Here is a 16206-nt window from a genome sequence, read left to right on the forward strand (position 1 = left end):
TATTTAACTTATTTACAATGGGAAAAATAACGGAATAATAAACATCATCGCAACGAACATAATGAGCTGAAGCGGCACGCCTACCTTTACAAAATCACTAAACTTATAGCCACCTGCCGTCATAACGAGCGAGTTCGTCGGTGAGGCGATCGGTGTCGCAAACGCCATACCTGCAGCGACCGCAACGGCAATCATAAACGTGTACGGATTCGCGTCCATCGTTTGTGCCGCTGTCATCGCAATTGGCGCAAACAATACAGCTGTTGCAGTATTGCTTACAAATTGTCCGAACACGACCGTCAGTAAATAGACGCCGACGAGTACACCGAACGCACCGTATTGCCCGAGCACAGAAATGATGCTATCGGCGAGGAGCGTCATGCCACCCGTTTTTTGCAGCGCGGTCGCCATCGGAAGCATCGCCGCAACGAGCACGATACTTTCAAAGTTCATTTTGCTATACGCATCATCCATATTGCGCAAGCAGCCTGTCGCAATCATGAGCACTGCACCGATTAACACTGCAATAACGGCGTCAAACACTTCAAACACCATGAGCGCTACGACGAACGCCATAATGATGCCGGCAAGCCACGCTTTACCGCTTGCGGCCGCAACACCTGCTTGCTCTTTTGGCTGACCGACGACGACAACATCTTGCGTCTCGCGCGACAGCTGCTCAATTTCGTCCCACGTTCCTTGCACTAAAATGGCGTCACCGAATCGTAGCTTTTGCTCGGCCATATTTTTCATTAAATACGTCCCTTTTCGATTAATACCTAAAATGTTTAAGTTGTACTTTTTTCGGAAGCCGATTTTTTCAACCGTTTCACCAATTAAGCTCGATGACGGTGTGAGCAGCACTTCGGCAACCCCGATTTTTTTTGAAATTAAATGCTCAACATCCGTATCGCGCTCTGTTTCTAAGTTTAAATAATAAACCGATGCAAAGCGCTCCACATCTTCTTGTAACCCTTGCACGTACAGCACATCGCCTTGCTGAATAATGCTCGTCGGCCCTGCCATTTCTTGATACGTCATCGGCAATAAATGAATGCCTTCTGTTGCGCGACGTTCGATTTTCATGACGTAAATGTGAAACTGCGCCGGTAGCTTCAATGTAGCAAGTGGCATGCTGACGATTGGTGACTGCTCCGATACGCGAATGCGAAACAGCTTATCGTCAAGTGCGTACGTTTTCGCCAACTTTTCCGGTGACAATTTATAGCCACCGCTTCCTTCATTGCGCGATGCATCTTTTGGCAGCAACGTATTGCGTACGAGCACTAAATAGACGATTGCAATAAACGCGGCAATAATGCCAATTGGCGTAATTGTAAAGAAACCGAGCTTTTCGTACCCTTCGTCAACGAGCAGCTGGCTAACGATCAAGTTTGGCGGTGATGCGATGAGCGTCATAAGCCCAGACATCGACGCAATATATGAAAGCGGCAATAAAAACTTCGAAGAGCTAACGTTAATGCTCAGTGCAATGCTGACAACAATCGGTAACATAAGCGCGACCGTTCCTGTATTGCTCATAAATGCGCCGACTGTGGCAACGATGACGAGCAGTAAGATGAACAGTCGCAGCTCACTTTCACCCGACCATTTCAGTAATAAATTGCCTGCCATTGCCGCAAGCCCTGTGCGCAAAATACCTGCACCGATAACGAACAGCCCGGCGATCATAATGACAACTGAATTCGAGAATCCCGCAAGTGCTTCAGCTGGCGTTAAAATGCCAAAAATCACAAAGGCAAGCAATGCGATCAGCGCCACTAAATCGCCGCGCACACGGTTCGTCATAAATAAAAGAATCGTTAACGTTAAAATAATAAACGTTACCGTTAAAGCCATGTTTTCACGTCCTTTCCATTCGATTATACACATAGGCGGGAAAGAAAGTCTAATGTCATAATTTTCTTTATTATTTTATTCACAAGATTTTCACCAAGCGTGTTGATTAGCCAATCAATTGGCAGAAGCGTATTGCGGCTCGCTTTCCTGGGGCTCGGCTCAAGCCTCCGCACCGCTCCTGCGTCGCGCTTTACGGGGTCTTGAGGCACGAGCTTTTCCCCAAGGAGTCTCGCCGCACGCTTACTGCCATTAATATGCAGCATTTATTTCCAGATGGTTGCTAAAAACAACCGATTTCACTGTATATAAATGGCTAATCAACAGACCTGAATTTTCACGTATGGGCAAATGAATGCAATATGTGCAATCGTTTTCCTATATCTCGTCTGTTATTCCCTACGATATTTGTATGAATTACTGTAAAATGATGCACATTTTTACGTATTTCCAATTTTCTCAACCGCATGCACCAAAATTTCGATATACTAAAAATGTAAGACATACTAATTTGAGGAGGCTTTTTAATGAAGCATTTACGCATTACCGCGTTGCTCGCATTTTTCGTAGCGTTATCGTTCGTGCTACCATCTTGGACAGCAAGTGCAAACACAGGCAAAGTCGGCGTACTATATTCAGAGCAAAACGAAAAGTTTATGTTCGCTGAAAACGTTGCTGGTAAATATACGCCACCGTTATTTACCGATGAAAAAAACGTCGATCCGAAAATCGCCTACAGCTCAGCGAAAAACAAATCGAACAAGCTGTATGAGCTATACCGTTCACAAGGCTATAACGTCGCAAAGCTGTACGATGAAGATTTAAACGACTTATCTCGCTTAAATCAGTTTGAAGTTATTGTGTTACCGTACACAGTGATGCTGAACCATAAACAGCGTGAAAACATTCGTCACTACATTTACGGTGGCGGGAATGCGCAGTTTATTTTCGCAACAGCACGTAACGAATGGGACGATTTCCAGCCAGACCGAACGAAAATGGATTTATCTCCATTAATTTACGACACGTTAACGTACATTTGGGAGTGGGACAACTTAACAGAAGTATTCCAATCAACGTTCCGCGACGATATGGCATTAACGAACATGCAAATTAAAAACGTACCAAACAGCACGCACCCAATTTTATTGAATGCGTATAAACGTTTAGGTAAAAATAACATTACGTTAAAAGAAAACGGTGTGGAGTGGGTTGAAACACTTGCGCTTTGGCCAAGTGCGAACGTGCAGCCGATTTTAACGTATGCAGATTATTCGTTAAAAAACTATAATGCCGCACAACAAGAGTATAAGAGCAACTACATTACAAAAGGTGAAACACCAGCGTTATTATCTGCACAATACGGCGCAGGTCGCATCGTGTACTCATCATTTAAAATTTATGATTACTTCACGGTAGACTATGCGGATTACGAATGGCATGGCACAAAATCAGTAAACCAAAAAGATACAAATACAGAAGGTGAAGAGGACGCAAAAGCTGTATTAGCCGCTTCTCTTGACTGGTTAATGGAACGTCATAACGCATTCGCACAGCGCGAGTACGATTTAACGTTAACGACAGATCGTTTATCTGCTTACGTAACGCCACAAAAGAAATTCGCGTTCCGTGGTACAGTGACGATGAAAAATACGGGGAAAGTGCCTGTACGCGGTGAAATGGTCGTACAAGTGCTTAACCAAAACAACAAATCAATCGGTGAATACCGTAAAATTATTACAGGGCTTGCACCGCACAACTTAGATTACAACTCGTTTGCGGAGAAGTTTGAAATGATGATGCCTGGCAATATCGCTGACGGCACATACAAGCTCAAAATTACATTCAATGAAGCGCGTCACGACCGTCTAAAATCAGGCTTCGTCACACGCGGTAAAATGTACACAATCGTGAAAAAAGGCAATAACAGTACGATTAAACCGTTCGCAGGCTTTAAAGATGTTGGACAAGGCTCACATTTAAAGAACATTAACAACGCAGCAGAAATCGGCATCATTACAGGCTACGAAAACGGCACATTCAAACCAGGTGCAAGCGTTTCACGTATTAATGCGATGATGATGATGCTTCGTGCAATGGGCGTCCAACCGTCTGCAAGCGCAGCACTTCCTGCAACAGTAACGGATATTAAAAAAGGTGCGTACGGTTACGATGTACTTGCTACAGCGTACACGCGCGGCTTAATTAACATTCAAGATAACAAAATTAATGCAAACGGCGTTATGAAGCGCGGCGAAATGGCACAAGCACTTGTAAAAGGCTTCGGGCTACAAGGAACAGCTGACATGAAGTTTACGGATATCGGTAAACCGGATACGTACGCTCAGTACAACAACATCGCAACGCTTTATCACCACCGCATTACGACAGGTACAACCGCTTCACTTTACGCACCGTATGATAACGTAACGCGCGCTCAATTTGCGACGTTCATTATGCGTGCGCTAGAAAATACGTCGAAATAATCGTCGCCTCGTGCGGCAAACATTTATCATTCTTAACTTATCTACCCAAAAAAAGTGTTAGCGGAAAGATTGCCGCTAACACTTTTTTCTCTTAACCATGTGCGCTAATAATGAATAACGTTATCGCTGTTCGAAAGCAAGCTTTATGCCAAAGCCAATCAGCACGATGCCCGTCATCGCCTCAATAATCGCGGCAGTTGCTGGTCGCTGCATAAAGTTGCGAATCGAATTGAGCAAGTACACGTAAAAAATAAACCAGACGAGCGTCATGCCACTGTAAATGCTACCCATCGCTAAAAACGCGAGAAACACATTCGCATCGGGCGCTAAAAACTGCGGTAAAAACGTTAAAAAGAACACCGCAACTTTCGGATTTGTCACGTTCGTAATGAATCCTTGCATAAACGCCGATTTCCCTTTCGCCTCGACTAGTTGCTCCTCGTTTGTCACTTTTTTCGCGCGCATGTTCATCAATGTACGCACCCCTAAATAACATAAATACGCCGCTCCGACATATTTTAAAATCGTAAACGCGACCGCCGATTGCACAATTAACGCGGATAAGCCTGCTACTGCCGCCACTGTATGAATGACTAAGCCACAGCATGAGCCAATCATCGTTTGAAAGCCCGCCTTTTTGCCGTACACAATCGTATTTTTCGTCACGATGGCGGTGTCTGGCCCCGGCAAGATGATGAGCAACACACAAGCGATCATAAACAGCGTAATATTTGTCATATCGTTCACTCCTCGGAATAAATTTTGTTGATTATACCATATTTCGATTATTCCATCTCAAATCTGTTCATTAGCTAGTCAATTGCCAGCTACAACACGCCTGATTTCAGTTTGGTTGCTGAAAACAATAAGTTCCATTGTATAGTAAATACATTTCATATTTGTTAAAATTCCCTTAAAGGTAGAAAGGAGGACAATCATTGAAAAAAATAATAGCTAGCACCACGCTGATCATCATACTGCTCATCGCATTTGTCATGTTTAACCGCAATGACAGTAGCGATTTTACGATTACTTCTACCGAATGGCAAGAGCTACAACAATTCATTCCAACCGTTACAGGTATCGTTCATACGAAGGAGGAAGTAGCATTTTCACGAAGCACGAATGATTTTACAACAGAGCGCAACATTACAAATAAAGTAAGTGCCATGCATCCTTTCGTAAAATTTGAAAATGGAGCTTACCAAATTGTTACAAGTGAAAATGCAGTTGCACAATATACGTGGATTAGCGCAAATGACGTATATGAAATTACAGCTAACCCCGATGCGAAAAAGGAAGAGGTTATGCAGTTTACCGAAAAGCTGCTCTCGACGCTGCAAAACTCCTATGAAACATTAAATAGTAGCGACCTTGCCACGTTTTATAATACAAGCTCAGCGATGTATGAATATGAAATCGGTACAATTGAAAAGATGCGCCAAGACGAGCGAAAAATACGCATTGTCGATTTCCGAGTGCTCGATGTATTGCGTCATGGAAATACATATTGGCCTATTGTTATCGTGAAATATCACCGTTATTGGCCAAATGAAATTAGACGTTCCACATACTATGAATACTCTATTTACAACGTCCTATTTCATGAAAATGGGCCACGCATTGAATCGTTACAGCTATATTTCAGATAACAAAGAGGTGAAACAATGTATCATTTTTCAAAATTACACGGTCCATTTATAAAGCTAAAAGAGCTCGGCGAATCAGCTCAAAAATTTTATCAAGATGATCCGAATATCGCACTCATTAAAATACGTCAATTTGGAGAGGATTATGTTAAGCTCGTTGCTGCTCGTGAAAACTTTACATTTCCATTATCAGAGGAAGGAAATGAACTCACGCAAGAATTGAAAATTAAACAGCTTTATGTACATCACCTCATTCCAGAAATCGTCAATGAAAAGCTACATCAAATTCGTAAAATGGGGAATAAAGCTGCCCATGAAACGAGCTTTGGGAACGTCCCAACAGCACATAAAGCACTTCATTTAGCAAGTGAAGTAAGCGAATGGCTTATCGTACAATATAAGCTACAGCCCGTCGCTAAACAAAAGCCTCCTCAAAAACAAAAATCTGTTCCAACTACATCTTCACAAGCATCACAAAAAAAGCAAAAACATCGCAATCGAAACAAGCATAAAAAGACAGAAGCGCCACAAGAAAAACGTCTAACAAGAAACGAAATCGAGGCAAGAGAAAAGACAAAATCACAGTTTATTACAGTAAGCCTCATCGTATTAATACTCACATATGTAGAATTTTACGGCCGTTTATTTATTCAACAGCATTACAACAGCAACTTCGGTAACAGCGCCATTATCGATTTTACAAATAGCTTTTTAGTAATCGATACAGGACAATATATTTTTGCGCCGCTCATTTTCATTTTGCCGGTTGCTGCAATTTTATTATCGTTCGTTGCGATGTTTTTACTGCGCGAGCTGAAACACCATTATATAAAAGTACAATCGCATACAGCCGTATTACTTATTTTTAAATTATCGATCATTCATCATGCACTTATTTCCGTTATCCAACTTTGGCAAAAGCTGTTTTAACATAAATAGGCTGCGCTCAAGTGACATTCACTTGTAGCACAGCCTATTTCGCTATATAATTTTATTTTGCATTACGTTAACGTACGAATACCACATGTACACGCTCGCTCGCTTGTTCGTAAATTTCACGTGATATAACGCACCGTCGTAATAAAAATCAATTTTATGATGCTTATGAATACTAATGTTTTGAATGTTCGCAAGCGCTAAACGTAGCTCGCGATCGGCAAGCTGTAGTATGAGCTCGTTGCCATCACACGTCATGCTCGCCTTGCCTTGCTTCATAAGCTGTCCGTCTACTTCTTGCAGTAGCGTCACGTCATCGCATAGCGCGTCACGAAAAAGCTGTCGGTCATTGGCAGCGCGCTGTAAAAACTGTTGCTGCCACGCATTCCAGTCGTCGATGCGCGTAAAATGAAGCGGCTCGTTCACTTGTGCAAAGAGCCCCTCCACTGTGTAGCGCACTTCGTAGTTACACGCTTGGCACGTAAGACGATCGTCATGTGAATGAAGCTTGCCGACCGTTTCACAATGTGGGCATGCAAATAAATAACGCTCTAAATGATGCGCCAATTCTTTGCCTGGATACGTCAAGCCAGTTTCACGCTGCCACGCAAAGTCATCGAGTGTCAGTGCATCCGTTAACGCTTCATGCACCGCGTCTGTTGATAACGCTTTCACATCTTGACCGTCAAACAAACGCTCTAGTGAAACTGTTACCTTCCCTTTGCGTACTGACGTTGCCCAACGCGGATGACTTAAGTAGCCGCCGCGAATTTTTGCCACGACGATAGGCACATTTAACGATTGCACAAGCTTTGCCGTCGTATAGACGAGCGGCTCAGTGCGACCGTTCCACGTACGATTACCCTCTGGAAACAGCCCAATGACACGATTTGCCTTCTTTGCTCGCACTAATCCACGCACCGTCGAACTATCGGCGCGCGATTTCGTTTTTGAAATAGCACCTGCGTAATCCAGCACTCGCTTCATGATCGGATTTCGAAACGCTGGAGCTGCGGCGACGAAGCAAATCGGTTCCTCAACGTAACAATTAATGAAAAACGGATCCCAGTTCGTCACATGGTTGCCGACGATAATGTATGGTGGCTTCATGCCAATCGTATCGTTGCGCACTACCTCGACATTATACGTTGCTTCAATATATGCTCGAATCGGCGTTAACAGCAAGTTTTTTTCAAAATCGCTTAGCCTTCTTTCAATGCTCATGTTTTCACTACTTTCTAAATGCTATGCAATTGCCGCCTTATAATACGGCTTGCACGCTGTAAAATACCGTCTACTTATCTCGCTTGATATTATAACAATAATGAAGTTATTTTATAATCTTTTTTTCATTATACGCAACGCCATTTCAATAATTTTTAACACATTGTATTGTGAATATGTATAACTGACGGAAATGTCCACATAACAAAAAACCATTCAATCGACGTGCGACTGAATGGTTACGATTTTATTTCTCTTTTTCCTCGTTCATGCGTAACTTACGCTCAAGCAAGTAAATGCGGTATTTATAAATTGCATAAATTACAATGGCAATGGCAAGCACGATAACGAACGGTTGTAAATATTCTTTAAACAAATCGCCTGCTTGCTCCCAATTTTCGCCAAGCTTCATACCTAAATACACATAAAGCGCCGTAATTGGCAGCATCGCACTAAACGTATAAATTGAAAACTTCACGACGTTCATTTTCGTCATGCCACATGGTACAGAAATCGCTGTGCGCACGACTGGTAAAAATCGCCCGAAAAACGCGACACCTGCACCGTACTTCGCGAAGAAACGGTCTGCTGCATCGATTTGCTTTTCGTTTACTAAGAAAAACTTCCCGTACTTAATAACGATTGGGCGACCACCGTAACGACCGACCGCATATAACGTTAACGGTCCGATCGTGCCACCAACCGTTCCGGCAATGACCATTAACACGTATTGAAACTCACCTTGAGAAATCCAATAGCCTGCAAGCGGTAACACAACTTCCGCTGGGATAAATTCGAAGCAAAGCGCAAGCAGTACCCCAAAATATCCAAAGCCTTTGAAAAACTCAACCATTGACAAAATGATTGTATCTAACAAACGAAATCAACTCCAACTTTTATATACTCGCTACGTAGGACGCACTACGCAACCTTTAGTTCCTCATTCCATTTTTTCATTATAACGTTTTGTTGCGTGCATGCGCTATAAAAAATACTTATTTCGTATACGTGACGGACTTTGTGGCAGTTTCGATAATAATTGGAACAACGGCTACGAAATAAATGTTAACAGGCAATGCCGGAAATGTTGATAGCATGCTTTTCCAAACAAAAAAGGAGATGCACTAAATTTAGCACATCCCCATTCCATTTAAAAATGACGATCCGAGCCGCCACCGTCTGAATCGCCGCCACTGCCCGAATACGAATCGTTCGAGCTACTGTAATCGTTGTAGTCGTTCGAATCGTAGCTCGTAGCGATGGCAGCTGCCGCGGCGGCTTTACGTTCCTCCTCGTATTTAATATAGCTAGGCGAGCGAATATCCTTGCCTGTTTTTTTTAAGTGACGCGCATAGTAACGACCTTGAATGCCGCGCACGAGCTTTTTAATCCAGCTATATATGAAGAACAGCGCAATCACTCCGAAAACGAAATATACGCTATAATCTGTGTCATCTTCAGGTGTAAATTTCTCGGTATTTTCCCAATCGAATGCGAGCTCCTCTTGCTGTCGTATTGCCTCGGCAACTTGCGCAAACGCCGTCGTATAGTCGTTAATTTCAAGCGATGGCATCATGTACGTATCGATTAGCTCACCTGTACGACCATCTGGATAATTTATCCCTGCGCCGGCACCTGTTGCAAAGCGCACCGTATTTTCCTCATCTGGCATATCGGTCGTCACATAAATGAGAATGCCGTTATTCTTTTCCGGATCGCCAATGCCCCACGTTCTAAAAATTTCCATACCGTATTCGTACGGCTCATAATCACCAATCGTGCCAACCGTTATAAAGAAAATTTCAAGCTTGCCAGATTGCTGCAATGCAAGCGCAAAATCATTTAACTCCGCTTCGACATCCTCATCGATAACGTTTGAATAATCAAACACAAAGCCTGCCGTCGTCGGTCGCTCAAGTATTGCCGCTGCCGCAGTCGTCGCCGAAAGTAAACAAAGCAACACGATCAATAGCATTTGTTTCATATCATTCGCCTCCGAAATCGACTGCTGGATTTTCTTCTACACCTTCTTCACCTTCAAAATAGTTGCGCTTCTCAAAGCCAAACATACTTGCCATAAGCGATCCTGGGAAACGGCGCACATCTTCGTTATAATCTTGCACCGCTTCATTATAATCTTTTCGTGCAACAGCTAAACGGTTTTCCGTCCCTGCTAATTCGTCCATTAAACGCGTAAACTGCGCATCTGCCTTGAGCGTCGGGTAGTTTTCGACAACGACTAGTAGCTGTGACAATGTTTCTGACAGCGCATCATTTGCCACCGCCTGCTCCTCAACGTTCGTTGCATCACCGTAAGCTGTACGTGCCGCCGCTAAGTTTTCAAAAATTTCACGCTCATGCGTCATATACCCTTCAACCGTACTTACTAAATTCGGAATTAAATCGAAGCGGCGTTGCAGTTGGTTTTCCACTTGCGCCCACTGACTATCAATATTTTCCTCACTCGTTACGAGCCCGTTATACGTCGAAATGCACATGATCGCCAAAATAACGACGATCACCGCAACCCCACCGAGCATCACTTTAGATTTCCCCATTCGTTCGCCTCCCATACGTTTTATAACTATTATACACTAAAATATTTATTAAATAGTGTCATCACCGTAAGCTAAAATTGACGCATAACGGTTGCTTAAAACGAGAGGCGCACTCCAGCAGGAAAACGCTTCGAATAACTTTTACATGTCAAACTGATCTTACTGTAATGAATTATTTGATTCCAAGTCTATTAATACGCCAATTTTATACAGCTGAATTAGTTGTTTCCAGTAGCAAAACGGCATGATTGTGGCATGGCGCGTGCAGCGAGACTCGTTAAGGAATACGCTCCCCCGTAAGCCCGGTGCGGAAGCTGGAAGAAGGTGATAAGCGCTACTACACGAGTCATCGCCTTCATGACCAACATTTTATTCGTCACTGAGCCTAAGGAATTGATTTACTTCGAGTAACCGCACAGGCAAAGCGAGCCGCACTACGCGAACTGCCAGTTGAATGGCGAATCAACACGCTTAACTTTATTCATTTCTGAAAGCCAGTATACAATGCCCGCTAAAACATATAACGCACTTCTTCTACATACGTGTGCTTTTACGCGCACGACCTTTATAAACATATACGCTAATTACAATTGGTAAGAGCGCTAAACTAAGCGTCATTAATGACACAATGAAATTCATCGCATACTCCCCTTTATGATTGTTTGTTGTTTAATACGTGATTTGTCATCATACATACGTTTGTCCGCTTCTTGCAACGCTTCATCAAACGTCGCCACCTCCGTTTTACTGCAGTAGCCAATGCTCGGCGAAATGCGCAGCGTATGCCCTTCAAAATTTAGCTGCTTCGTCTCCAATGCGTGGCGCAGCTGTTGTACGTAATGCGTTACAGGCACATCAAGCGTCGATTCATCGACATACACGACAAATTCATCGCCGCCAAGACGCGCTGGCATGTTCGGTGCTGTAACGAACGCTTTTAACACGTCTGCTGTTGCACGCAGTACTTCATCTCCTGCCGCATGCCCGAAATTATCGTTAATGCGTTTAAAATAATTTAAATCAAACAACACGATGCCGCTTCCGTCACGATGCATGAACGCTTCCTCCGCTTGTGTCATAAACGCCGTACGATTTGGCAGCTTCGTTAGCCCGTCATAAAATGCCAGCTCACGAATGCGTTCTTGCTGTTGTCGCTCAATCGTCTTATCGCGAAACATGACGTAATAAAACACTTCGCCGTCGTCTTGAATTTTAATCGCATTGACGACTAAATACATAACGTTCCCCGTATGAATATTGTTGAGCGCGACAATTTCGTTAGCGACCTCGCCTTGTTCATCGACAATGTCTAATAAACGTTGCACGTGTGCCATGTTGCCACTTCGCTCCATTAACTCGACGAAATTCGCTTTCTCAAAGGCGCCACCTAAATATTTCATCGTTTGCTCGTTCGCTTCTTGAATTTCAAAGCGCTCGTTTAACATAAACTTACAAATCGGACTGCGTTCAAACATCGTTGCATAGCGTCTTGCATATTGCGGAAATAAATTGTAGCGCTGCATGCCGATCATTAAAAACATCGCCAAAAATACGACCATGTAAATCGTTGAAATGGACGGCATATACGTCGTCGGCACGAACAACACGCACATGACATACAGCACGATAATGAACGGCAGCATCGTCATTAAAAACATAAATAAATGACGCGATGCTTTTTTACCCTTCGTTTTCATGTACGCATATAAACAAATAATAAAATCAACCGTTAACGCCAGCGTGACGAACGATACAATCCACGCGAAATAAATCGGAGCCTCACGCTCAATCCAAATGCCGTTGCGCGAAAAGTCAGCAAGCGTCGGCGCGATCGGTGTTAGCATAATTATTACATGGACAAGCACACCGCTATACAGCAGCCACATCGGCACAGCTATGCGCTTTTTCGTATGCTTCTCGCATAGCTTTAAACAAACGTGCATAAGCATGCTAAGTGACAGCATCGTCGCAATACCGATGACCCAGTTCGTTAAAAATGGCGATACGGCGAGCGGTGCTAAGTGACGATACCATTCCACGCCAAATAAAGTACTAAATAATATGAAGCTTCCCGCTAACAGCTGATTTTCAAGCGCGCGTCCGTTATTTTTTAATGTAACGGTTGATAAAATAAGCAAAATGACAATCGGAATACCATAATAAAATATGTAAGCGTGCTCTGTTAATTCCATCGATTACACCACCTTTACGTATATAAGCTCTTCACCATAACTTGAATTTTCTTTTCGTTTCGAGACACGCTTTTCAGCAAGTGTGGAGGTGAAGACGGTGTCACATCGATGTTACAAATACTATCTTCCTCCTTTATTCGACAACCTCAGCTTACGGTGATGCACGTCTATACCCTAAAATAAGTAAAAAAACACCTGACGTATGTAGTAATGACTGAACGTATATGATGGCTCGCTTTTCGCAGAAGGCAACATGATGTTCGTCACAAAGGCATTGTCGCATGGACGCGACGAAATTAGCCTTTGTTCCTTACATTTTCGGCGCTCGCTTTTTCGCCGCTTGCATTTCAGAACATACATTTACATATTGCAAGCACCGATTTTGGAATAAAACTGGTTCATCACCGTAAGCTGGGGTTGACGTATAAAAGTTGCTTGAAACGAGAGGCGGACTCCAGCGGGAAAAGCAACCCCAAGTTATCGGGAAGAGCCATAAAACTACAAAAAGCTGTATAAAAACAGCTCATTAACACGCTTTCACTTGTATTGTAGTTGTGAACGTACATCGCAAAATTATATTATTGCGTTTTCATTTCTATTGAACTACACTTAACTATAACGAAAGGAGTATAATTCATTAAATTAAACTAAAAAATCAAAACACATAGTCTTTTTGTCTTAAAAAAATTTGCTATGTTACGCACACAATGAACGAATACATATAGTTGTGCGCATGTAGCATGTATAAAGCTCTAACTCAATACGCAAATCACTACTTCGCATTTCCACTCTATTTTAAAGAAAAGAGGCTTCTATATGAGAAAAGAAGGAAGAAAACTAGTTGATGATTTAACATTGCTGCTCGAACTTTATCAAGATATGTATGCGAACGTATGTAATACATATGACATTTTAATTAACTTTAGCGACAATGAGCTCCAATACCCATTAGCCGCAAGTTATTTAAGTCTCGCACATAACAGCTACACGCACGCCCACATTTACATTAGTACACACGATTTACGCGACAGCGACTTTGAAAAAATTTTAGTCGCCTACAAAAACGTCAAAGTATCGTTTGATGAGCTCATGGTACATCGCAATATGAACGTCTACCGCTTATCAAATCGATATAATGAATTTAAAAACGCCTATTTGCTGTCAAAGCGCAGTTTAGAAAGCATTTTAGAAGTGCGCGTGCCGCAATAAAAAGAAGCGATCGTAAAACAAAACAAGTGCCATCAGGAAATTTCCCTGATGGCACTTGTTTGCTTTTTGACTACGCTTCATTACGCGGATGCTTTCCATGGGGAACGGCGGCGAACACGATGTTGGTCATGCGGGCGGTGCCACATGGACGTGGCGAAACCGCCGTACTCGAGCCTTGCTAAAGCACGTTCTATTCCCCTAGGAGTCGCCGCTTCACACGCTCCGCCATCAAATTCGTTATCATAAACTTCATTCGCTGAACATTTGAAATGTACTTATGTCCAGTCTATTTTTTTAAATCACTTGTACTTTATGCAAGTTCGCAAAAATGCCGCCCTTTTCAACGAGCTCATCATACGTGCCTTGCTCCTCGATGCCATTTTTCGTCACGACGTACACGCGGTCCGTATTGCGAACGGTCGCTAAACGGTGCGCAATAATGATCGTCGTACGGTTTTGTGCTAATTCCTCTAACGCCGCTTGAATGATGCGTTCATTTTCAGTATCAAGCGCGGACGTTGCCTCATCTAAAATTAAAATCGGCGGGTTTTTTAAAAACATGCGAGCGATCGATAAACGCTGCTTTTGCCCACCTGACAGCTTCAAGCCACGCTCGCCAATTTCGGTATTGTAGCCGTTTGGAAGCGATTCGATAAAGTCATGCAAGTTCGCGCGTTTTGCCGCCTGCTGAATGTCTTCAAACGACGCGCCGAGCTTACCGTATTCAATATTTTCACGCACCGTACCTGCAAATAAAAATACGTCTTGCTGCACGACACCAATTTGTTTACGAAGCGAACTTTGCGTCATGCTGCGAATGTCGATGCCGTCAATCGTAATCGAGCCGCCATCAACATCGTAAAAGCGTGGAATGAGTGACGTAATCGTCGTCTTCCCTGCCCCCGATGGACCGACTAATGCGACGCTTTCGCCTGCACGAATGCTCATCGAAATGTTCGTGAGCGTCGGCTGCTGATCGTACGCAAATGTTACGTTGTTTAACGAAATGTCACCGTGAAGCTCCGACACATCGATTGCATCAGGCGCGTCCTCGATCGTCGGCTTCGTATTGAGTAGCTCTTTAAAGTTTTTAAACCCTGTCATACCTTTAGGATACATTTCAAGCAGTGCGGTAATTTTATCAATCGGCTTAATAAGTACGTTCATGTATAAAACGAAGCTTACAAGTTCCCCGTACGACATTTTGCCGTTAACGCTTAGCCACGCACCGCCAACGAGCACGATTAACGTCAGCAAGCGCGTTAAAATGTAGACGCTCGATAACGTCACACCCATCACTTTGTACGCCTTAAATTTCGTTTCTTTAAAGCGCTCATTATGTGCGTTAAACTGAGCTACTTCATGCTCCTCGTTCGTAAATGACTTCACGACGCGAATGCCTGACATTGAATCTTCAACGCGCCCGTTAATGTCCGCAAGCTTGCTGTACGTGTCTTTCCACGCGCCTTTCATTTTACGGTTACTGTAAATCATAATGGCCGCTAAAAACGGTAAAATGACGAGCACCGTTAATGCTAGCTGCGCGTTGACGTTGAACATAATGACAAACGCCCCTAAAAACGTCATGATCGCAATGAAAAAATCTTCTGGGCCGTGATGCGCAAATTCCCCGATATCCATTAAATCGTTCGTAATGCGGCTCATTAAATGCCCTGTTTTCGTGTTGTCGAAAAACTCGACTGGCTGCTTTTGAATGTGCGTAAACAGCTCCTCACGCATATCCGCCTCGATTTTAACGCCGAGCTTATGCCCTAAATAGTTGACGACGAAGTGCATCGCTGAACTCAGAATGTAGATGAGCAGCAGCAGCACGCCGACTTTCATGATCGTGCCCCATTGACCTGTTGGCAGCAGCTTGTCAATAAACCATTGCACCGCGAGCGGAAATGCCAGCTCAAGCAGCGCAACAAAAATCGCGCTTAAAAAATCGACCCAAAACAAGCGTTGATGCGGCTTGTAATACGGTATAAATTGACGAATCATAGCAAACTCCTTTTGTTAAGGTGTATCGATTCACATCATTAGCATAGTCAGGAGCGCGGAAACTTAAACCGCATAAAGTAACTAATATGCC

Annotated in this window: 12 protein-coding genes; 4 read left to right on the forward strand and 8 right to left on the reverse strand. The window is 43.3% G+C overall.

The window, feature by feature from the left end:
- Window positions 1-12: 12 nt before the first annotated feature.
- A complete protein-coding gene (locus A6K76_RS01445; protein WP_066461370.1) occupies window positions 13-1860 on the reverse strand; it encodes an SLC13 family permease in 1848 nt (615 codons plus the stop codon).
- A 524-nt stretch (window positions 1861-2384) separates the two neighbouring features.
- On the opposite strand from A6K76_RS01445, the gene A6K76_RS01455 reads away from it, so the two are divergent.
- Window positions 2385-4343 carry an S-layer homology domain-containing protein gene (locus tag A6K76_RS01455; protein WP_066461375.1) on the forward strand — a complete coding sequence of 653 codons (1959 nt, stop codon included), beginning with the start codon at window positions 2385-2387 and terminating at the stop codon, window positions 4341-4343.
- A gap of 120 nt (window positions 4344-4463) precedes the next feature.
- Here the strand turns inward: A6K76_RS01455 and A6K76_RS01460 are convergent, their stop codons facing one another.
- Window positions 4464-5081 carry a LysE family translocator gene (locus A6K76_RS01460; RefSeq protein WP_066461377.1) on the reverse strand — a complete coding sequence of 206 codons (618 nt, stop codon included), beginning with the start codon at window positions 5079-5081 and terminating at the stop codon, window positions 4464-4466.
- 200 nt (window positions 5082-5281) lie between these two features.
- On the opposite strand from A6K76_RS01460, the gene A6K76_RS01465 reads away from it, so the two are divergent.
- Entirely contained in the window at window positions 5282-5995 is a 714-nt protein-coding gene (locus tag A6K76_RS01465; RefSeq protein WP_066461379.1) for a TcaA NTF2-like domain-containing protein, read from the forward strand.
- Between the two features lie 15 nt (window positions 5996-6010).
- A complete protein-coding gene (locus tag A6K76_RS01470) occupies window positions 6011-6922 on the forward strand; it encodes a DUF4145 domain-containing protein (protein WP_066461381.1) in 912 nt (303 codons plus the stop codon).
- Window positions 6923-6973: 51 nt separating this feature from the next.
- Here A6K76_RS01470 and A6K76_RS01475 read toward each other — a convergent pair whose 3' ends face one another.
- The 5 genes from A6K76_RS01475 to A6K76_RS01495 all read right to left on the reverse strand — a co-directional run bounded on the left by A6K76_RS01475 (window position 6974) and on the right by A6K76_RS01495 (window position 12902).
- Window positions 6974-8152, reverse strand: a complete 1179-nt coding sequence (locus A6K76_RS01475; RefSeq protein ID WP_066461383.1) for a lysophospholipid acyltransferase family protein — start codon at window positions 8150-8152, stop codon at window positions 6974-6976.
- 247 nt (window positions 8153-8399) lie between these two features.
- A complete protein-coding gene (locus A6K76_RS01480; protein WP_211271717.1) occupies window positions 8400-9029 on the reverse strand; it encodes a DedA family protein in 630 nt (209 codons plus the stop codon).
- 273 nt (window positions 9030-9302) lie between these two features.
- Window positions 9303-10136, reverse strand: a complete 834-nt coding sequence (locus A6K76_RS01485) for a TPM domain-containing protein (protein ID WP_066461385.1) — start codon at window positions 10134-10136, stop codon at window positions 9303-9305.
- 1 nt (window position 10137) lies between these two features.
- Complete coding sequence (locus tag A6K76_RS01490) at window positions 10138-10710, reverse strand: LemA family protein (RefSeq protein ID WP_066461386.1); 573 nt, start codon at window positions 10708-10710, stop codon at window positions 10138-10140.
- 635 nt (window positions 10711-11345) lie between these two features.
- Window positions 11346-12902, reverse strand: coding sequence for a GGDEF domain-containing protein (locus A6K76_RS01495; protein ID WP_066461393.1), 1557 nt, complete (start codon window positions 12900-12902; stop codon window positions 11346-11348).
- Window positions 12903-13718: 816 nt separating this feature from the next.
- Here A6K76_RS01495 and A6K76_RS01500 point away from each other — a divergent pair.
- A complete protein-coding gene (locus A6K76_RS01500) occupies window positions 13719-14111 on the forward strand; it encodes a hypothetical protein (RefSeq protein ID WP_066461394.1) in 393 nt (130 codons plus the stop codon).
- A gap of 294 nt (window positions 14112-14405) precedes the next feature.
- Here the strand turns inward: A6K76_RS01500 and A6K76_RS01505 are convergent, their stop codons facing one another.
- Window positions 14406-16115: an ABC transporter ATP-binding protein gene (locus A6K76_RS01505; protein WP_066461396.1), complete on the reverse strand. Its 1710-nt coding sequence runs from the start codon at window positions 16113-16115 to the stop codon at window positions 14406-14408.
- Window positions 16116-16206 lie beyond the last annotated feature (91 nt).

This window comes from Caryophanon latum (assembly GCF_001700325.1).
GTDB lineage: Bacteria > Bacillota > Bacilli > Bacillales_A > Planococcaceae > Caryophanon > Caryophanon latum.

What these genes read in the sequence shown, in the direction of transcription:
- A6K76_RS01445 (WP_066461370.1), bottom strand. Translation starts at nt 1,860, where the DNA reads ATGGCTTTAACGGTAACGTTTATTATTTTAACGTTAACGATTCTTTTA.
- A6K76_RS01455 (WP_066461375.1), top strand. Translation starts at nt 2,385, where the DNA reads ATGAAGCATTTACGCATTACCGCGTTGCTCGCATTTTTCGTAGCGTTA.
- A6K76_RS01460 (WP_066461377.1), bottom strand. Translation starts at nt 5,081, where the DNA reads ATGACAAATATTACGCTGTTTATGATCGCTTGTGTGTTGCTCATCATC.
- A6K76_RS01470 (WP_066461381.1), top strand. Translation starts at nt 6,011, where the DNA reads ATGTATCATTTTTCAAAATTACACGGTCCATTTATAAAGCTAAAAGAG.
- A6K76_RS01475 (WP_066461383.1), bottom strand. Translation starts at nt 8,152, where the DNA reads ATGAGCATTGAAAGAAGGCTAAGCGATTTTGAAAAAAACTTGCTGTTA.
- A6K76_RS01485 (WP_066461385.1), bottom strand. Translation starts at nt 10,136, where the DNA reads ATGAAACAAATGCTATTGATCGTGTTGCTTTGTTTACTTTCGGCGACG.
- A6K76_RS01490 (WP_066461386.1), bottom strand. Translation starts at nt 10,710, where the DNA reads ATGGGGAAATCTAAAGTGATGCTCGGTGGGGTTGCGGTGATCGTCGTT.
- A6K76_RS01495 (WP_066461393.1), bottom strand. Translation starts at nt 12,902, where the DNA reads ATGGAATTAACAGAGCACGCTTACATATTTTATTATGGTATTCCGATT.
- A6K76_RS01500 (WP_066461394.1), top strand. Translation starts at nt 13,719, where the DNA reads ATGAGAAAAGAAGGAAGAAAACTAGTTGATGATTTAACATTGCTGCTC.
- A6K76_RS01505 (WP_066461396.1), bottom strand. Translation starts at nt 16,115, where the DNA reads ATGATTCGTCAATTTATACCGTATTACAAGCCGCATCAACGCTTGTTT.